Consider the following 18,239-nt stretch of genomic DNA (forward strand, 5'->3'; position numbering starts at 1 on the left):
TCAGACCTCTTCGACGCTGCTCGGCTCTCGCCGGGACAGGTCGATACCGAGCTCCTCCGCCGCGCGGAAGACGTCCTCGTCCGTGTCGCGCATCTCGATGGACATGCCGTCCGAGGACAGCACCTCCACGTTGAGGCAGAGCGACTGCATTTCCTTGATGAGCACCTTGAAGGACTCGGGAATGCCCGGCTCGGGGATGTTCTCGCCCTTGACGATCGCCTCGTAGACCTTCACGCGGCCGGTGACGTCGTCGGACTTGATCGTCAGCAGTTCCTGGAGGGCGTATGCGGCGCCGTAAGCCTCAAGGGCCCACACCTCCATCTCACCGAATCGCTGCCCACCGAACTGCGCCTTACCACCCAGCGGCTGCTGCGTGATCATGGAGTACGGGCCGGTCGAGCGCGCGTGGAGCTTGTCGTCGACCAGGTGGTGCAGCTTGAGGATGTACATGTACCCGACCGAGACCGGGTCCGGGAACGGCTCGCCGGAGCGGCCGTCGTACAGCTGGGCCTTGCCGGAGGGCTGGACCAGGCGGTCGCCGTCGCGGTTCGGGATCGTGGCCTTGAAGAGGCCGGTGATCTCGTCCTCGCGCGCACCGTCGAAGACGGGCGTGGCGACGTTGGTGCCGGGGGCGACCTGGTCGGCGCCGATGGCCTGCAGGCGCTGGGCCCACTCGTCACCGAGGCCGGAGACGTCCCAGCCGCGGCTGGCGAGCCAGCCGAGGTGGATCTCCAGGACCTGTCCCGGGTTCATTCGGGACGGGACACCCAGCGGGTTGAGGATGATGTCGACCGGGGTGCCGTCCTCCAGGAACGGCATGTCCTCGATCGGGAGGATCTTGGAGATGACGCCCTTGTTGCCGTGACGGCCGGCGAGCTTGTCACCGTCGGTGATCTTGCGCTTCTGCGCGACGTAGACGCGGACCAGCTGGTTCACGCCCGGCGGCAGCTCGTCGCCCTCTTCACGGTCGAAGACGCGGACGCCGATGACCTTGCCGATCTCGCCGTGCGGGACCTTCAGCGAGGTGTCGCGCACCTCGCGCGCCTTCTCACCGAAGATCGCGCGGAGCAGGCGCTCCTCCGGGGTCAGCTCGGTCTCGCCCTTGGGCGTGACCTTGCCGACGAGGATGTCGCCGGCGACGACCTCGGCACCGATACGGATGATGCCGCGCTCGTCGAGGTCGGCGAGGACCTCCTCGGAGACGTTCGGGATGTCCCGGGTGATCTCCTCCGGGCCGAGCTTGGTGTCACGGGCGTCGACCTCGTGCTCCTCGATGTGGATCGAGGAGAGGACGTCGTCCTGCACGAGACGCTGCGACAGGATGATCGCGTCCTCGTAGTTGTGACCCTCCCACGGCATGAACGCCACGAGCAGGTTCTTGCCGAGCGCCATCTCACCGTTCTCGGTGGCCGGCCCGTCGGCGAGGACCTGGCTCTCGATCACGCGGTCGCCCTCGGAGACGACGACCTTCTGGTTGACCGAGGTGCCCTGGTTGGAGCGCGAGAACTTGGCGATGCGGTACGTGGTGTACGTGCCGTCGTCGTTCGTCACGGTGATGTAGTCCGCGGAGACCTCCTGGACCACACCCGACTTCTCCGCCTTGAGGACGTCACCGGCGTCGGTGGCACAGCGGTACTCCATGCCCGTGCCGACCAGCGGCGCCTCGCTCTTGATGAGCGGGACGGCCTGACGCATCATGTTCGCGCCCATGAGGGCACGGTTGGCGTCGTCGTGCTCGAGGAACGGGATCATCGCGGTGGCGACCGACACCATCTGGCGCGGCGAGACGTCCATGTAGTCGACGTCGTCACCGGGGATGTAGTCGATCTCGCCGCCACGACGGCGGACCAGGACGCGGGCCTCGGTGAAGCGCATGTCCTCGGAGAGCGTCGCGTTCGCCTGGGCGATTACGAAGCGGTCCTCTTCGTCGGCCGTCAGGTAGTCGACGTCGTCGGTGACGACACCGTCGACGACCTTGCGGTACGGCGTCTCGATGAAGCCGAACGGGTTGATGCGCCCGTACGAGGCCAGTGAGCCGATCAGACCGATGTTCGGGCCTTCGGGCGTCTCGATCGGGCACATGCGGCCGTAGTGCGACGGGTGGACGTCACGGACCTCGAAGCCGGCCCGCTCACGGGAGAGACCACCCGGGCCGAGGGCGTTGAGACGACGCTTGTGCGTCAGGCCCGACAGCGGGTTGTTCTGGTCCATGAACTGGGACAGCTGGCTGGTGCCGAAGAACTCCTTGATGGAGGCGACGACCGGCCGGATGTTGATCAGGGTCTGCGGCGTGATCGCCTCGACGTCCTGGGTCGTCATGCGCTCACGCACGACGCGCTCCATACGGGCGAGACCCGTACGGACCTGGTTCTGGATCAGCTCACCGACGTTACGGATACGACGGTTGCCGAAGTGGTCGATGTCGTCCGTCTCGACCATGATCGAACGGCCGGACTCGCCGACCGTCTCGGTCTCACCGGCGTGCAGCTTCACCAGGTACTTGATGGTGGCGATGATGTCGTCGCTGGTGAGGACACCGGCGTCGAGCGGCTCGTCGGCGCCGAGCTTCTTGTTCACCTTGTAGCGGCCGACCTTCGCGAGGTCGTAGCGCTTCGGGTTGAAGTAGAGGTTCTCGAGCAGCGTCTGAGCGGCCTCACGCGTGGGCGGCTCGCCCGGACGCAGCTTGCGGTAGATGTCGAGCAGAGCGTCGTCCTGGCCCTGGGTGTGGTCCTTCTCCAGGGTGGCGCGCATCGACTCGTACTCGCCGAACTCCTCGAGGATCTGCTCGGTGGTCCAGCCGAGAGCCTTCAGGAGGACGGTGACCGACTGCTTGCGCTTGCGGTCGATGCGGACACCGACCATGTCGCGCTTGTCGATCTCCATCTCCAGCCAGGCACCCCGGGAAGGGATGATCTTGGCGGAGAAGATGTCCTTGTCGGACGTCTTGTCGATGGAGGAGTCGAAGTAGACACCCGGCGAGCGCACGAGCTGCGACACGACGACACGCTCGGTGCCGTTGATGACGAAGGTGCCCTTGTTGGTCATGAGCGGGAAATCGCCCATGAAGACCGTCTGGGACTTGATCTCGCCGGTCTCGTTGTTGGTGAACTCGGCCGTGACGAAGAGCGGCGCGGCGAACGTGAAGTCGCGCTCCTTGCACTCGTCGATCGAGTTCTTCGAGGGCTCGAAGCGGTGGTCGCGGAAGGTGAGCGACATCGACCCGGAGAAGTCCTCGATCGGGGAGATCTCCTCGAAGATCTCCTCCAGGCCGGACTTGGTGGGGACGTCTTGTCCGCTGTCCAGAGCAGCCTCGACGCGAGCCTTCCAGGCGGCGTTACCGAGGAGCCAGTCAAAGCTCTCGGTCTGCAGCGCGAGGAGGTTCGGAACCTCGAGGGGCTCCTTGATCTTTGCAAAAGAGATGCGCAGCGGGGCGGTGCTGGCACCGTTGTTCGTATTCGAGGTCGAGGCGTTGCGCGAGGCGGCCAAGAGGGGGTCCTTCCGAGGGCTCGGACTCACTACGCGCGTACCGGCCCCAAGCCCTGCACAGAGACGGGAATCCCTGGATCAGGGAAGGTCCGGTCGTCGGTGCCAGGCGTGGGCATGCCCCTGGTGACGGGCAGGAGGCAGCTAACAGGCAGCGCAAAGGGTCAGTGTAGCCAAACGCCACACTGATGTCCAGTCGCGGTTCTCAGAGACCCACGTTGCTCTCAACAGCTGTTCTCAACACCTATGAATAGCCCTCGCGCGGTGTGCGCCCTTCTTTACTGCCCTCTTCGCTCTCGATCCATGCCTCGGAAGCGGATCGAGATGACGACGCGTCCTGAGAATTGCGCGCCGCGTGCGGTTCGTCAAGGCCCCGAGAGCCTCACCGGGCGTCCGACGATCTTCACCTGCGCCCGGAGGACGCCGGTTGACGCCTCACGACGACCCGGAGAAAAGCACGGCGAAGATCACCCTACTCGTCGCACGCGGAAGATCAAGGCAGCCTCCAGGGGCACGCCGAAGGGCGACCACCCGGATGGGTGATCGCCCTTCGCGATGTGACGCCCCCGCCTCGCGGCAGGGACTGCCTTACGGAGTCAGAGGACTCGCAGGGTCACTTGACCTCGACGGAAGCGCCGGCGGTCTTGAGGGACTCGGCAGCCTTGTCGGCGGCCTCCTTGGCGACCTTCTCGAGGACGGGCTTCGGGGCGCCGTCGACGAGGTCCTTGGCCTCCTTCAGACCCAGCGAGGTCAGCTCACGCACGACCTTGATGACCTGGATCTTCTTGTCGCCGGCAGCCGTGAGGATGACGTCGAACTCGTCCTGCTCGGCCTCGGCCTCGGCAGGGGCGCCCGGGCCGGCGGGGCCGGCGACGGCGACCGCGGCGGCGGCGGTGACGTCGAACTTCTCCTCGAAGGCCTTGACGAACTCGGAGAGCTCGATGAGGGTGAGCTCCTCGAACTGGGCGAGCAGGTCTTCCTGGCTGAGCTTCGCCATGATGGCGTCCTTCCACTAATTCGGCAGGTGCCGGATGTATATGTAGGCGGGCGTACGGGCCCGCTGCGAGCCGTGGAGCGGAGTGTTACTCCGCCGCCTCGGCATCGGCGGGAGCCGGGGTACCGGCACCGCCCTGCTCGGCCTTCTTGGCACGAAGCGCTTCCGCGGTGCGGACGAACTTCGAGGGCAGAGCCTGGAAGAGCTGCGCAGTCTGCGTCTGCTTGCCCTTCATGGCGCCGGCCAGCTTGGCGAGCAGAACCTCGCGGGACTCGAGGTCCGCGAGCTTCTTGAACTCATCGGCGGTAACGGCCTTACCATCAAGGACACCGCCCTTGATGATGAGGCTCGGGTTCTCCTTGGCGAAGTCACGAAGACCCTTCGCCGACTCCACCGGGTCACCGGTGACGAAGGCAACCGCCGTCGGACCCGAGAACAGGTCGTCCAGCGTGTCGATCCCGGCCTCGTTGGCCGCAATCTTGGTCAGCGTGTTCTTCACCACGGCGTACTGGGCGTTCTCACCGAGCGAACGGCGCAGCTGCCTGAGCTGTGCCACGGTGAGACCCCGGTACTCGGTCAGCACGGCGGCGCTCGAGCTACGGAACTGGTCCGTCAGCTCGGCCACCGCGGCAGCCTTGTCGGGCCTTGCCATGAGCGTCGGCCTCCTTCCGGGTGATGAGGACCGCTCAGAAGGGGCCGGGAAAGACGAAACGCCCCGGCGCAGGCGCCAGGGCGTAGCTCTACCGGATAAATCCGGGAGCTTTCCACAGTCACCTGCGCAGGTCGCCCGTTCTCGACGGATCCTTCGGTCGCCGTCCCCTCTGACGAGAGTGCGGCAACGACCAGCGGTCTTTGGCTTCTTGTGGAGCTTACGTGACCGGGGCCGTGCGGAGCAAATCCGTCCCGGTTCGACCGGTCCGAGAGGTTTAAGAGCCTCCCGAGCGGCTGAGGCCGTCCGTCGCATGACGGGCGGAGGAAGGAGCGGGACCGGTCGCGTACGGCCGCGCGGTCAAGGACCGGAACGACGCGGAGCGTCCGGGACCTCCCCTGCCCGGGCGAAGCCGGGGGCTCGGAGACCGGCCACCACGCGGACGGGGGTTCTTCCGGTCCTCAGGGCCCGGGGAGTGCGTGCCCGGGCCCTGGGCACCGGCCGCCCATGTGCCGGACGGTCCGCGGACGCGTCCCCGGGCCCGCACCCCGCGAGGACTACGCGGACGGGCCCCGCAGCCTCCGAGGAGGCTGCGGGGCCCGTCCCATGCCGTGACGCGGCTACCGGGTGAGCACGGGGGCTCAGACGGCGGCCGGGTCCTCCTCGACGAGGAGGTTGCGCACGCGGTTGGCGTCCAGCGGGATGCCGGGGCCCATCGTCGTGCTCATGGTCGCCTTCTTGATGAAGCGGCCCTTCGCGGCGGACGGCTTCAGACGGAGGATCTCCTCCAGGGCCGCGCCGTAGTTCTCGACCAGCTTCGTGTCATCGAAAGAGGTCTTTCCGATGATGAAGTGCAGGTTCGAGTGCTTGTCGACGCGGAACTCGATCTTTCCGCCCTTGATGTCGTTGACAGCCTTGACGACATCGGGGGTGACGGTGCCGGTCTTCGGGTTCGGCATCAGACCACGCGGACCGAGCACGCGGCCCAGACGGCCGACCTTGCCCATGAGGTCCGGCGTGGCGACGACGGCGTCGAAGTCCAGACGGCCCTTCGCCACCTCGTCGATGAGCTCGTCGGCGCCGACGATGTCGGCGCCCGCGGCTTCCGCGGCCGCAGCACGGTCACCGGTCGCGAAGACCAGGACCCGGGCGGTCTTGCCGGTGCCGTGCGGGAGGTTCACGGTGCCACGGACCATCTGGTCGGCCTTGCGAGGGTCGACGCCCAGGCGGAACGCGACCTCGACGGTGCCGTCGAACTTGGTGGCGGCGGTGTCCTTGGCGAGACGGACGGCCTCGAGCGGGGCGTACGTACGCTCCCGGTCGATCTTCGCGTCCGCAGCGCGGAGGGTCTTGCTGCGCTTCACATCTACTCCTGTGGTGTTCAGAGTGTGGAGTCGTGGTACGGACCAGCGCTTGGTCCTACCACTGAAGGCCTACGGGGCTGATTCAGCCTTCGACCGTGATGCCCATGGAACGGGCGGTGCCGGTGATGATCTTCGACGCGGAGTCGAGGTCATTGGCGTTCAGGTCGGGGAGCTTGGTCGTGGCGATCTCGCGGACCTGGTCGGCCGTGATCTTGGCGACCTTGGTCTTGTGCGGCTCGCCGGAGCCCTTGTTCACGCCCGCGGCCTTGAGGATCAGCTTGGCGGCCGGCGGAGTCTTCGTGACGAAGGTGAAGGAGCGGTCCTCGTAGACCGTGATCTCCACCGGCACGACCATGCCACGCTGCGACTCGGTCGCGGCGTTGTAGGCCTTGCAGAACTCCATGATGTTGACGCCGTGCTGGCCCAGTGCGGGACCGACCGGCGGCGCCGGGTTGGCCGCACCGGCGTTGATCTGGAGCTTGATAAGCCCCGTGACCTTCTTCTTCTTGGGAGGCATTGCTCTCTCCGGGTCCTAGTGAGAGTGTTTCGCCGCCGTTCCGGTCATCCGGATGGAGGCATACCGCACAACGATAACGGGTATGGTTGCGCGACCAAAAACCGAGCAGGTCAGACGGGCTGCGAAGCCCGTCTGACCTGCTCGGTAGGCATGTGTCCGAAGACTGGCGGAGAACCGGTCAGTTCTTCTGGATCTGGTCGAAGCTGAGCTCGACCGGGGTCTCGCGTCCGAAGATCTCGACGAGTCCCTTGACCTTCTTCGAGTCGGCGTTGATCTCGTTGATCGTCGCCTGCAGGGTCGCGAACGGGCCGTCGGTGACGGTGACCGAGTCGCCCACCTCGAAGTCCAGGACCTGGACCTCGACCTTGCGGGCCGGAGCCGGCTTGCCCTCGGCCTCGGCAGCCTCGCGGGCCGCCTTCTCCTCGGCCTCGGGGGCGAGCATCTTGACGATCTCGTCCAGGGTCAGCGGGTACGGGTCGTAGGCGTTGCCGACGAAACCGGTGACGCCGGGCGTGTTGCGGACAACACCCCAGGACTCGTTCGTCAGGTCCATGCGCACCAGGACGTAGCCCGGGAGCTTGTTCTGACGGACGTTCTTCCGCTCACCGTTCTTGATCTGGACGATCTCTTCCTCGGGCACCTCGGCCTGGTAGATGAAGTCCTCGACGTTGAGCGAGACGGCGCGCTGCTCCAGGTTGGCCTTCACGCGCTTCTCGTAACCGGCGTACGTATGGATGACGTACCACTCGCCGGGAAGTCCGCGCAGCTCGTCGCGAAGGGCGGCCACGGCGTCGACGGGGGCGGCCGGCTCGGTCTCCTCGGAGGACTCGTCCGCGGCCTCTTCGGCCTCTTCGGATTCGTCCTCGTCGGACTCGGCGGCCTCTTCGTCCTCGTCGGACCCGGCACGCACGGCGTCCTGCTCGGCGGGCTCTCCCGCGGCGGCGTCAGCAGCGTCGACCTGGTCCGGGGCCACGGCATCCGCCGCCTCGACGATGTCGAGCTCGTCCTCGGCGGACTCGACGGCGCTCGCCGTGGGCTCGGCGTCGTCGTTCAGGTTCGGGTCAGACACGATGGCTGCTTCTTCCTGGATACAAATGGGTGGAACATGCGAAAGGGGCGCCGATGAGGCGCCCTCCGCGGGGATCAGCCGAAGACGTACTTGACGATCCGCGCAAATCCGAAGTCAATCACGGTGACGAGACCGATCATGACGACCACGAACACGATCACCACGGCCGTGTAGGTGGACAGCTGGCTGCGCGTGGGCCATACGACCTTGCGGAGCTCGGCGACGATCTGGCGGTAGAACAGCGCGAGACGGCCCAGAGGGCCCTTCTTGCCGCGCTTGCCACCCTTCCGGGTCTTCTTCTGCGACTCGGGGGTTTCGTCCTCGGCATCAGGCATGTCGATGGAGCCCACGGCGTCCGTCACGCTACTCACCTGATTCCGGGTCGTGGCCGTGCCGCGCCCGGTGGAGCCGCACGGCGGTGCATTGAAGTACGTACATGCGCACACATCCTGGCGAAGGAGTGTGTAGCAGGGCCGGAGGGACTTGAACCCCCAACCGCTGGTTTTGGAGACCAGTGCTCTACCAATTGAGCTACGACCCTTTGTGGTTTCCACCAACCTACCGCATCCTCCCCGGCGAGCCGGTCGGGAAAACGGTGTGGCTGATGAAGGCCAACGACAGGTGAGTGTACGTGCTCAGGGGCGCCGCGTCGAACAGACAACGGCCGACCGGTCCTGTCCGGATGCTGTCCGCGTCCTGTCCGGTCCCTGAAACCCCTGTGCCTCGGGCATTTCCGGTCTGGGAGCATGGGGGCCATGAGCGCTGCAACTTCTCCGTCCGAGCGCCGGGTTTCGGCCCGCATCGGTGCGATCTCCGAGTCCGCCACCCTCGCCGTCGACGCCAAGGCCAAGGCCCTCAAGGCCGCCGGGCGCCCGGTGATCGGCTTCGGCGCCGGTGAGCCGGACTTCCCGACCCCCGGCTACATCGTCGACGCCGCCGTCGAGGCCTGCCGCAACCCGAAGTACCACCGCTACACCCCGGCCGGCGGGCTCCCCGAGCTCAAGGCCGCCATCGCGGAGAAGACGCTGCGCGACTCCGGCTACGAGGTCGACGCCTCCCAGATCCTGGTGACCAACGGCGGCAAGCAGGCCATCTACGAGGCCTTCGCCGCGATCCTCGACCCGGGCGACGAGGTCATCGTCCCCGCCCCGTACTGGACCACCTACCCCGAGTCCATCCGTCTCGCCGGCGGTGTGCCGGTCGAGGTGGTCGCGGACGAGACCACCGGTTACCGCGTCTCCGTCGAGCAGCTGGAGGCGGCCCGCACCGAGCGCACCAAGGTCGTCCTCTTCGTCTCCCCGTCCAACCCGACCGGTGCCGTCTACAGCGAGGCCGAGACCGAGGCCGTCGGCAACTGGGCCGTCGAGCACGGCCTGTGGGTCATGACCGACGAGATCTACGAGCACCTGGTCTACGGCGACGCGGCGGCCGCCTCCCTCCCGGCGGTCGTGCCCGCGCTCCGCGACAAGTGCATCGTGGTCAACGGCGTGGCCAAGACGTACGCCATGACCGGCTGGCGGGTGGGCTGGATCATCGGCCCCAAGGACGTGGTCAAGGCGGCGACCAACCTGCAGTCGCACGCCACCTCCAACGTCAGCAACGTCGCGCAGGTCGCCGCACTGGCCGCCGTCTCCGGCCCGCTGGACGCGGTCGCCGAGATGCGGAGCGCCTTCGACCGCCGTCGTAAGACGATCGTGCACATGCTCAACGAGATCAACGGCGTGCTCTGCCCCGAGCCCGAGGGCGCGTTCTACGTGTACCCGTCGGTGAAGGGGCTTCTGGGCAAGGAGATCCGCGGCAAGCGCCCGGCGGACTCCGTCGAGCTCGCGGCCCTCATCCTGGACGAGGCCGAGGTCGCCGTGGTGCCCGGTGAGGCGTTCGGCACCCCGGGGTATCTGCGGCTGTCCTACGCACTGGGCGACGACGACCTCGTCGAGGGTGTGTCCCGGCTCCAGAAGCTGCTGGGCGAGGCCCGCGACTGACCCCGCCCCTCACGAGGAGATGGCCCCCGGCTCCGGCCGGGGGCCACTTTTTGTTCGAGGGGTAACTCACAAGGGGATCCGGCTACCGCAGCGCCCCTCGTGTGCGGCAAGATCCTTCAATGGAGCGTGACGTACGGCGATTGCCCAAGGCCCATCTGCACCTGCACTTCACCGGGTCGATGCGGCCCACGACCCTGCTCGAACTGGCGGACAAGTACGGGGTCCGTCTGCCCGAGGCCCTGACCGGCGGCGAGCCGCCCCAGCTGCGGGCCACGGACGAGCGCGGCTGGTTCCGCTTCCAGCGCCTCTACGACATCGCCCGGTCCTGTCTCCGCTCGCCGGAGGACATCCAGCGGCTCGTGCGCGAGACCGCCATGGAGGACGTCGCGGACGGCTCCGGATGGCTGGAGATCCAGGTCGACCCGACCTCGTACGCCCCGTTGCTCGGCGGGCTGATCCCGGCGATCGAGATCATCCTGGACGCCGTGGACCGGGCGGCCCGTGAGACCGGGCTGGGGATCCGGGTGGTGATCGCGGCGAACCGGATGAAGCACCCGCTGGACGCCCGGACTCTGGCCCGGCTCGCCGTGCGGTACGCGGACCGGGGAGTCATCGGTTTCGGTCTCTCCAACGACGAGCGGCGAGGGATGGCGCGCGACTTCGACCGCGCCTTCGCCATCGCCCGCGAGGGCGGTCTGATCGCCGCTCCGCACGGTGGCGAGCTCTCGGGCCCTTCCAGCGTCCGGGACTGCCTGGACGACCTCGGCGCGGCCCGGATCGGGCACGGCGTGCGGGCGGCGGAGGACCCGCGGCTGCTGCGCGAGCTCGCCGAGCGGGGGGTGACCTGCGAGGTGTGCCCGGCGTCCAACGTGGCTCTCGGCGTCTACGAGAAGCCCGCGGACATACCTCTGCGCACTCTGTTCGACGCGGGGGTGCCGATGGCGCTCGGTGCGGACGATCCGCTGCTCTTCGGTTCCCGCCTGGCGGCGCAGTACGACCTCGTACGCCGTCATCACGCGTTCACCGATGAGGAACTGGCCGAGTTGGCCCGGCAGTCCGTGCGGGGATCCTTGGCGCCCGTGGAGGTCCGGGAGAAGCTGCTGGACGGGATCGACGCGTGGCTGGCTGGCTGATGCCTCTCAGCACGGTGCGTGCGAGGGGCGCGGCGGAGTCGTCCAGGGCCTGCGGGGGCCCGCCCGTCTCGTAGGCGAAGGCGCGCTGGGCACAGGCGCCCAGCAGCGGTGAGGCGGCCGCGTAGGTGTCGGCCCGGGGGCCGACGCGGCCGGCCAGCTGTCCGGCGCGCAGGTAGGCGTCGAGGTCCTGGACGGGCTTGTGGGGCCCGTGCCCATCTCCCGCCTCGCCCCTTCGTGACGGCGCTTGAGCCGCGGCTCGGCGTAGAGCGAGGCGAGCACCGGGAAGGACTGCTGGTAGAAGAGCACGGCCTGGCGGGCGGTCTCGGTGAGGTTCTGCTCCAGGGCCCCCTCGCCCGCCTCCAGGCCGCTCAGGAGCGGGCCGAGTCTCGGCATGCGTCCGCCGAGCACGGTCACGAAGATCTCTTCCTTGCTCGTGAAGTACTTGTACAGCGCCGCCTCCGAACAGCCGGCAGCCCTGCCGATCTCCTTCGCCGTGGTCCGCGCGAGGCCGGTCCCGAGCGTGAGCTCATGGGCCGCGTCGACGATGCGGACACGGGCCGGCTTCTGGTCCATGGATGCTCCGACAAGGCTTGACGAAGGAGTGAGCGTCCACTCGCCCGGTGAGTGAGTGAACACTCACCCACCGGGAGGGGCGTGCGCGATGAGGCTCACCGTGTTCGGAGCGACCGGGGGTGTCGGCCAGGGGATCGTGCGGCAGGCGCAGGAGGCAGGACACGGGGTGACGGCGGTGGTCCGCGATCCCGCCCGGCTCCCGGACGGGCTCCGGGGCGCCCCCCTGCACGCGGTCGTCCCGCTGGGCGACGCGGCCGCGGTGCGCGCGGCGGTCGCCGGCCGGGACGCCGTGCTCCCGGGGCTGGGGGCCGGGGCCGGAAGGCCGGTGACGTCACCGAGCGGCTCACCGGGCGGGTGCTGGAGGCGATGGAGGCGGAGGGGGTCCGGCGGCGGCTGGTCGTGAGCGCGGCGCCGGTCGGACCGCAGCCTGCGGACGGTCCCCTGCCGGACCGTGTGGTCCAGCAGGGTGATCGGCGCCCTCCTCGGCGAGGTGTACGCGGATCTGACGCGCATGGAGGCCGCGCTGGCCGCCGGTGCGGCGGACTGGGCGTCGGTGCGGCCGCCGAAGCTGACGGGCGGCCCGCTGACGGGGTCGTACCGGACGGTCGTCGGCGGCACCCCACGCAGCGGCCGGACCCTCGCGCGCGGGCCGATGCGGCGCACGCGATGCCGGCGCTGGCCGATGACCCGGCCACGGTGAGACAGGGTGTGGGGGTCGCCTGCTGAGCGGGCGGCCGCCGGGAAGCACACCGGCGGACAGCGGCGGGCTACAGGCTGACGCCGACCATCACCGGCTCGTTGACGAGCGTGACCCCGAAGGCATCGTGGACCCCGGTGACGACCTCGCGGGCCAGGGCCAGCAGGTCTTCGGTGGTCGCGCCGCCCCGGTTGGTGAGGGCGAGCGTGTGCTTCGAGGAGATGCGCGCGGGGCCGGTGCCGTACCCCTTGGTGAAGCCCGCCTTGTCGATGAGCCAGGCGGCCGAGGTCTTCACCCGGCCGTCGCCCGCGGGGAAGGCCGGGGGCGTGACGTCCGCGCCCAGGCGCTCGCCGGCGCGGACGAGGAAGGCCGCGTGCTGCGCCTGATCGAGGATCGGGTTGGTGAAGAAGGACCCGGCCGACCAGGTGTCGTGGTCCTCAGGGTCGAGCACCATTCCCTTGCCCGCCCTCAGCCGGAGGACGGTTTCACGGGCCGAGGCGAGGGGGACGCGGTCACCCTGCTCGACACCCATGGCCCTGGCTGTCTCGGGGTAGCGGAGGGGCGCGGACAGCCCACCGGCGTCCTCCAGTCCGAACCGGACGCGGAGCACGACGAAGCGGTCGGGTCCGGACTTGAAGCGGCTGTGGCGGTACGAGAACGCACAGGCTTCGTTCGGGAGGGTGACCGTCTCCCGGGTGTGCCGGTCGTAGGCGACGACCTCGGTGATGACCGAGGACACCTCCTGCCCGTAGGCGCCGACGTTCTGGATCGGCGTCGCCCCGGCGGACCCGGGGATTCCGGCCAGGCACTCGATCCCGGCCAGTCCTGCCTCGACCGTACGGGCCACGGCATCGCTCCAGAGTTCACCGGCGGCGAGTTCGAGCGCCGTACCGGACAGCTCGAAGCCCTTGGTCGCGATGCGCAGGGCCGTTCCGTCGAAGCCCTTGTCGCCGATGACCAGGTTGGAGCCACCGCCGATGACCAGGAGCGGGGTTCCGCTGTCGTCGGCCTCGCGCACGGCGGCGATCACCTCCGCGTCGGTGGTGGCCGTCAGCAGGCGGTCGGCGGGGCCGCCGAGCCGGAAGGTGGTCAGGGGGGCGAGGGGGGCGTCGTGGAGTTCCTGCACGGGACAAGAGTACGGTCCGTGGCCGTGCCGCCCGGGCCGGGCCACGGAGCGCGCGAAGGGCGCCCTCCCGGAGGAGGGCGCCCTTCGGTGCACAGCGGCGGCCGCCGTCAGGCGAGGCGGACGACTGCGCGGGACATGCCCAGCACCTTCTTGCCGTCGCTCATCGCCGTCAGGTCGACCCGTACGAGGTTGTCGTCCAGTTTGGCGGCCACCTTGCCGCTGACCTCGATCAGCGCCCCGGTCCCGTCGTCCGGCACGACGACCGGCTTGGTGAACCGCACGCCGTACTCGACGACCGCACCCGGGTCGCCGGCCCAGTCCGTCACCACCCGGACCGCCTCGGCCATGGTGAACATGCCGTGCGCGATCACGTCCGGCAGGCCGACCTCGCGTGCGAACCTCTCGTTCCAGTGGATCGGGTTGAAGTCCCCGGAGGCGCCCGCGTACTGCACCAGCGTCGCCCGCGTCACCGGGAACGACTGCGCCGGCAGTTCCGTACCGACCTCGACAGCCCCGTAAGCGATGCTCGCCGTCATCACGCCTCCTCGGCGGCACGCGCCACCAGCTTCGTCCACGCGGTCACGACGTGCTCACCGGACTCGTCGTGCACCTCGCCCCGGATGTCCACGATCTCGTTGCCCGCCATCGACTTGACACCCTCGATGGTCGAGGTGACCGCCAGACGGTCACCCGCCCGTACGGGGCGGGTGTAGGCGAACTTCTGGTCGCCGTGCACCACACGGCTGTAGTCCAGGCCCAGCTGCGGGTCCGCGACCACCTGGCCCGCCGCCCTGAAGGTGATCGAGAAGACGAACGTCGGCGGGGCGATCACATCCGGGTGCCCCAGAGCCTTGGCGGCTTCCGGATCGACGTACGCGGCGTTGGTGTCACCCACCGCCTCCGCGAACTCCCGGATCTTCTCCCGGCCGACCTCGTACGCCGGGGTGGGCGGATAGGTCCGCCCCACGAAGGACTGGTCGAGCGCCATGGCCCCGTACCTCCTGGTGAAAAGTCGAATAGGGCGAGGGACAGCCCCCATACAACGACACGAGGCCGCCCCCAAAGGGGGCGGCCTCGTGTACGAGCCTGTTTTCAGCGCGTTTCGCGGTGCGCGGTGTGCGAGTTGCAGCGCGGGCAGTGCTTCTTCATCTCAAGACGGTCCGGGTTGTTACGCCGGTTCTTCTTGGTGATGTAGTTCCGCTCCTTGCACTCCACGCAGGCCAGCGTGATCTTCGGGCGGACGTCGGTGGCAGCCACGTGAGTGCTCCTTGGACGGACGATGGACGGATGAACGCATAAAAGAGTAGCCGATCGAAGGACCGACCCCACAATCGGCTACCGTTAGTAGCGGTGACCGGACTTGAACCGGTGACACAGCGATTATGAGCCGCTTGCTCTACCGACTGAGCTACACCGCTTTGATGCCGGGCTTCCCCGCCGAAGCGGGGTTTCCCGATCACCAGAGCCCCAATGCGGAATCGAACCGCAGACCTTCTCCTTACCATGGAGACGCTCTACCGACTGAGCTATTGGGGCGAGCGAGGAAGACATTACACGGTCTCTCGCCGATCGCCCAAATCCGTTTCCGCCGTCCGTCCCGGACCCCCTCCCGCGCCCCGACGCCCCCTGCGGCCGGGCCGCTGACCAGGCCCTTGATCAGCGCGTACGCCGCCTCCGCGGACCCCTTCCCGGGCGGCCCCCGCAGGCCCCCTCCCGGGCCCCGTCACGCCCCTCCCCCGTCTGTCTCACAAGGCCGCATTCGTATGACTGGTCCGTTCCTCCGCGGAGCGGGCCGGGCCTCCGCCTAGGCTCGGCGCACTCTGCGCGGTCCCGCACTCCCTCCAGGAGCTTCTCGATGCCGGAAAGCCCCGTCGACGCCTCCGCGCTCCTCCTCGGCGGGGCGCGGCTCGCGGACGGACGGCCCGTCGACGTGCTGCTCGACGGCCCGCGTATCGAGGCGGTCGGGGCGGCAAGCAGCCTCGCCCCCCGGGTGGGCCGTCTGGACCTCCGGGGCTACCTCCTGCTGCCCGCCCCCGCCGAGCCCCACGCCCACGCGGACACGGCGCTCACCGGCACCACGGAGGGCCCACCGTCCCACCGGCTCGAGGACGTCCGGCACCGCGCCACCGAGGCCGCACTGCTTCAGCTCGGTCACGGGGCCACCGCGCTGCGCGCGCACGTACGGATCGGCGACGTGCAGGGGCTCGGCTCCCTGGAAGGCGTCCTGGCCGCCCGGCGTTCCCTGCGTGGCCTCACCGACCTGACCGCCGTCGCCGTGCCGCGGCTCCTCACCGGCGTCGCGGGCGCCGGGCACCTCGCCGCACTCTGTGACGCCGTGGACATGGGCGCGGACGTGATCGGCGGTTGTCCCGACCTCGACCCCGACCCGGCCGGCTGCGCCGAGGCGGTCCTGGACCTCGCCGCCTCCCGCGGCCGGCCCGTCGACCTGCACACGGACGGTGACGACCCCGCCCGCATCGCCCGGCTGGCCGCCATGGCCGGCGGGTTCCGGCCAGGCGTCCGTATCGGTCCGTGCGCGGGCCTCTCGCGGCTTTCCGCCGACGAGGCGGCCCGCACCGCCGACCGGCTCGCCGCCGCCGGCGTGACCGTGATCTGCCTCCCCCAGGGCGGCTGCTCCGGCGCGCGGCTCCGCGGCGCCCCGCCCGTGCGGCTGTTGCGTGCCGCCGGGGTGCGGGTGGCGGCGGGCGGCGGAGCCCTGCGCGACAGCTCCAACCCGGTCGGCCGCGGCGATCCCCTGGAGGCGGCCTACCTGCTGGCCTCACAGGAGGGCCTCTCCCCCGAGGAGGCCTACGAAGCCGTCTCCGGTGCCGCCAGAACGGCCCTGGGACTGCCCGAAGTGCGCGTCGAGGCCGGCTGTCCCGCCGAATTGCTCGCCGTGCGCGGGGACGGCCTGGCCGGGACGCTCTCCCTCGCGTACAGCAGGATCGTGGTGCACCGCGGACGCGTGGTGGCGCGGACGAGCGCCGTGCGCGAATACCTCGGTTCCGGGGCCGCCGCCGGTCTCCCCCGCCAGGGACGCACCGGTTCCGGCCCCGGGGGCGAGCCTTGAGCACGAGCACGAGCACGTCCTACGGCGTACGGTCGGAGGCATGCGCATTGTCATTGCAGGTGGACATGGTCAGATCGCGCTGCGGCTCGAGCGGCTGCTCGCCGCGCGCGGTGACGAAGCGGTGGGCGTCATCCGCGACCCGCAGCAGAGCGAGGACCTGAGGGCGGCAGGCGCCGAGCCCGTCGTCCTCGACCTCGAGTCGGCATCGGTCGAGGAGGCGGCGGAGGTCCTGCGAGGGGCGGACGCGGCGGTCTTCGCGGCCGGCGCGGGCCCGAACAGCGGCTCGGCACGCAAGGACACGGTGGACCGCGGGGCGGCCGTGCTCTTCGCGGACGCGGCGGAGCGGGCGGGCGTACGGCGCCACGTGGTGGTGTCCTCCATGGGCGCCGATCCCGGTCACCCCGGTGACGAGGTCTTCGACGTCTACCAGCGGGCCAAGGGCGAGGCGGACGCGTACGTGCGTTCCAGGAGCGGCCTGGACTGGACGATCCTGCGCCCCGGCATGCTCACGAACGACGCAGGAACCGGCCAGGTGCTGCTCGCCGCCTCGACGGGTCGCGGCCCGGTCCCCCGCGACGACGTGGCGGCGGTCCTGCTGGAACTGCTGGACACCCCGGCCACTGCGGGCCTGACGCTCGAGCTGATCAGCGGGAGCAGGCCCGTGGCGGTCGCGGTCAAGGACGTCGCGGGGAACTGAGGGCGGGCCCGGCGGGTTTCTCACGTGGAGGGTGATCGGGGGTACACGCCCCGAGGTGACGACCCGCCGACCTGGAGACCCATATGCACCTCATGTACACGGCTCAGCAGCAGGAACCCGGTGGCATCGCGGGGTGGGCCGCCGGTCTCGTCGAGACCATGGGCGGCCCCGGAGCCGGTCTGGCCATCGCGCTGGAGAACCTCTTCCCGCCGCTGCCGAGCGAGGTGATCCTGCCGCTGACCGGTTTCGCCGCCGGTCAGGGAGTTCTCAGCCTGGCCTCGGCGCTCTTCTGGACCACGCTCGGCTCGGTCGTGGGAGCGCTGGCTCTCTACTGGATCGGCGCGTGCGTGGGCCGTGACCGCATGCACTCCATATGGGCGAAGCTGCCGCTGGTGAAGTCCTCCGATCTGGAGCGCACCGAGGAGTGGTTCGCGAAGCACGGCACCAAGGCGGTCTTCTTCGGCCGCATGGTGCCGATCTTCCGCAGCCTCATCTCCGTCCCCGCCGGTGTGGAGCGCATGCCGCTGCACGTCTTCGTCACGCTGACCGCCCTCGGCAGCCTGATCTGGAACTCGGTCCTGGTGATGGCCGGTTACTGGCTGGGGGACCAGTGGGAGGCGGTGGAGACCTATGTCGGTCTCGCCTCCAAGGTGGTGCTGGCCCTGGTGGTCGTGGCCGTCGCGGTATACGTGGCCAGGCGGCTGCGCGGAGCCAAGCGGGCCCGGCACGGCCGCAGTTGACGCCCCTCCTCCCCTCCCGCACATCCGGACAACGGCGTCGCACCGTGGCCGCGTCGCGGCGGGCGGGCGCCCGGGCCTCCCGGGACCTGCCGCGCGAGGTGTTCCGGCACCCGCGCGAGGCGTTCCGGCCTGCCGGGACATCCGC

General features: G+C 69.4%; 16 protein-coding genes, 3 tRNA genes and 2 pseudogenes. 6 read left to right on the plus strand and 15 right to left on the minus strand.

Annotated elements, in window-relative coordinates; genetic code table 11:
- The 8 genes from rpoB to ACF1FZ_RS02090 form a co-directional block, all read right to left on the minus strand.
- Positions 1 to 3,486 carry a DNA-directed RNA polymerase subunit beta gene (gene rpoB / locus ACF1FZ_RS02055; RefSeq protein ID WP_391771422.1) on the minus strand — a complete coding sequence of 1,162 codons (3,486 nt, stop codon included), beginning with the start codon at positions 3,484 to 3,486 and terminating at the stop codon, positions 1 to 3.
- Between the two features lie 610 nt (positions 3,487 to 4,096).
- Positions 4,097 to 4,480, minus strand: a complete 384-nt coding sequence (gene rplL / locus ACF1FZ_RS02060) for a 50S ribosomal protein L7/L12 (RefSeq protein WP_325747075.1) — start codon at positions 4,478 to 4,480, stop codon at positions 4,097 to 4,099.
- An 85-nt stretch (positions 4,481 to 4,565) separates the two neighbouring features.
- Positions 4,566 to 5,129 carry a 50S ribosomal protein L10 gene (rplJ, locus tag ACF1FZ_RS02065; RefSeq protein WP_391771423.1) on the minus strand — a complete coding sequence of 188 codons (564 nt, stop codon included), beginning with the start codon at positions 5,127 to 5,129 and terminating at the stop codon, positions 4,566 to 4,568.
- Positions 5,130 to 5,767: 638 nt separating this feature from the next.
- Positions 5,768 to 6,490, minus strand: a complete 723-nt coding sequence (gene rplA / locus ACF1FZ_RS02070; protein ID WP_391771424.1) for a 50S ribosomal protein L1 — start codon at positions 6,488 to 6,490, stop codon at positions 5,768 to 5,770.
- Between the two features lie 82 nt (positions 6,491 to 6,572).
- On the minus strand, positions 6,573 to 7,007 hold the full coding sequence (gene rplK, locus ACF1FZ_RS02075; protein ID WP_391771425.1) for a 50S ribosomal protein L11: 435 nt from the start codon (positions 7,005 to 7,007) through the stop codon (positions 6,573 to 6,575).
- A gap of 178 nt (positions 7,008 to 7,185) precedes the next feature.
- Positions 7,186 to 8,076 (minus strand): transcription termination/antitermination protein NusG, encoded by an 891-nt coding sequence (nusG, locus tag ACF1FZ_RS02080; RefSeq protein WP_391771426.1) that lies wholly within the window; start codon positions 8,074 to 8,076, stop codon positions 7,186 to 7,188.
- Between the two features lie 74 nt (positions 8,077 to 8,150).
- Positions 8,151 to 8,438: a preprotein translocase subunit SecE gene (gene secE, locus ACF1FZ_RS02085; protein ID WP_391771427.1), complete on the minus strand. Its 288-nt coding sequence runs from the start codon at positions 8,436 to 8,438 to the stop codon at positions 8,151 to 8,153.
- A 106-nt stretch (positions 8,439 to 8,544) separates the two neighbouring features.
- Positions 8,545 to 8,617, minus strand: a tRNA-Trp gene (locus ACF1FZ_RS02090).
- A 214-nt stretch (positions 8,618 to 8,831) separates the two neighbouring features.
- On the opposite strand from ACF1FZ_RS02090, the gene ACF1FZ_RS02095 reads away from it, so the two are divergent.
- On the plus strand, positions 8,832 to 10,058 hold the full coding sequence (locus ACF1FZ_RS02095; RefSeq protein WP_250287940.1) for a pyridoxal phosphate-dependent aminotransferase: 1,227 nt from the start codon (positions 8,832 to 8,834) through the stop codon (positions 10,056 to 10,058).
- A 119-nt stretch (positions 10,059 to 10,177) separates the two neighbouring features.
- On the plus strand, positions 10,178 to 11,191 hold the full coding sequence (locus ACF1FZ_RS02100; RefSeq protein WP_391771428.1) for an adenosine deaminase: 1,014 nt from the start codon (positions 10,178 to 10,180) through the stop codon (positions 11,189 to 11,191).
- Here ACF1FZ_RS02100 and ACF1FZ_RS02105 read toward each other — a convergent pair.
- Positions 11,187 to 11,764: pseudogene (locus tag ACF1FZ_RS02105) on the minus strand (TetR/AcrR family transcriptional regulator); the annotation flags it as partial. The gene ACF1FZ_RS02100 and the pseudogene ACF1FZ_RS02105 sit on opposite strands and share 5 nt — an antisense overlap.
- 88 nt (positions 11,765 to 11,852) lie before the next feature.
- Here ACF1FZ_RS02105 and ACF1FZ_RS02110 point away from each other — a divergent pair.
- Positions 11,853 to 12,490: pseudogene (locus ACF1FZ_RS02110) on the plus strand (NAD(P)-dependent oxidoreductase).
- Positions 12,491 to 12,531: 41 nt separating this feature from the next.
- On the opposite strand, the gene ACF1FZ_RS02115 reads toward ACF1FZ_RS02110, so the two are convergent.
- The 6 genes from ACF1FZ_RS02115 to ACF1FZ_RS02140 all read right to left on the minus strand — a co-directional run bounded on the left by ACF1FZ_RS02115 (position 12,532) and on the right by ACF1FZ_RS02140 (position 15,123).
- Positions 12,532 to 13,587, minus strand: a complete 1,056-nt coding sequence (locus ACF1FZ_RS02115) for a UDP-N-acetylmuramate dehydrogenase (RefSeq protein ID WP_391771429.1) — start codon at positions 13,585 to 13,587, stop codon at positions 12,532 to 12,534.
- A 107-nt stretch (positions 13,588 to 13,694) separates the two neighbouring features.
- On the minus strand, positions 13,695 to 14,123 hold the full coding sequence (locus ACF1FZ_RS02120; protein WP_391771430.1) for a MaoC family dehydratase: 429 nt from the start codon (positions 14,121 to 14,123) through the stop codon (positions 13,695 to 13,697).
- Positions 14,123 to 14,575 (minus strand): MaoC family dehydratase N-terminal domain-containing protein, encoded by a 453-nt coding sequence (locus ACF1FZ_RS02125; protein WP_391771431.1) that lies wholly within the window; start codon positions 14,573 to 14,575, stop codon positions 14,123 to 14,125. Before ACF1FZ_RS02125 ends, ACF1FZ_RS02120 begins: the two co-directional genes overlap by 1 nt.
- Before the next feature lie 104 nt (positions 14,576 to 14,679).
- Entirely contained in the window at positions 14,680 to 14,844 is a 165-nt protein-coding gene (gene rpmG / locus ACF1FZ_RS02130; protein WP_003956487.1) for a 50S ribosomal protein L33, read from the minus strand.
- Positions 14,845 to 14,932: 88 nt separating this feature from the next.
- Positions 14,933 to 15,005 (minus strand) — tRNA-Met (locus tag ACF1FZ_RS02135).
- A gap of 45 nt (positions 15,006 to 15,050) precedes the next feature.
- Positions 15,051 to 15,123, minus strand: a tRNA-Thr gene (locus tag ACF1FZ_RS02140).
- A 319-nt stretch (positions 15,124 to 15,442) separates the two neighbouring features.
- On the opposite strand from ACF1FZ_RS02140, the gene ACF1FZ_RS02145 reads away from it, so the two are divergent.
- The 3 genes from ACF1FZ_RS02145 (at position 15,443) to ACF1FZ_RS02155 (ending at position 18,094) form a co-directional block, all read left to right on the plus strand.
- Positions 15,443 to 16,657 (plus strand): amidohydrolase family protein, encoded by a 1,215-nt coding sequence (locus ACF1FZ_RS02145; RefSeq protein WP_391771432.1) that lies wholly within the window; start codon positions 15,443 to 15,445, stop codon positions 16,655 to 16,657.
- A gap of 40 nt (positions 16,658 to 16,697) precedes the next feature.
- Positions 16,698 to 17,354 (plus strand): SDR family oxidoreductase, encoded by a 657-nt coding sequence (locus tag ACF1FZ_RS02150; RefSeq protein ID WP_391771433.1) that lies wholly within the window; start codon positions 16,698 to 16,700, stop codon positions 17,352 to 17,354.
- An 83-nt stretch (positions 17,355 to 17,437) separates the two neighbouring features.
- On the plus strand, positions 17,438 to 18,094 hold the full coding sequence (locus ACF1FZ_RS02155; RefSeq protein WP_391771434.1) for a DedA family protein: 657 nt from the start codon (positions 17,438 to 17,440) through the stop codon (positions 18,092 to 18,094).
- Positions 18,095 to 18,239 lie beyond the last annotated feature (145 nt).

Source organism: Streptomyces sp. NPDC014623, assembly GCF_043088245.1.
In the GTDB taxonomy this organism is placed as follows: Bacteria; Actinomycetota; Actinomycetes; order Streptomycetales; family Streptomycetaceae; genus Streptomyces.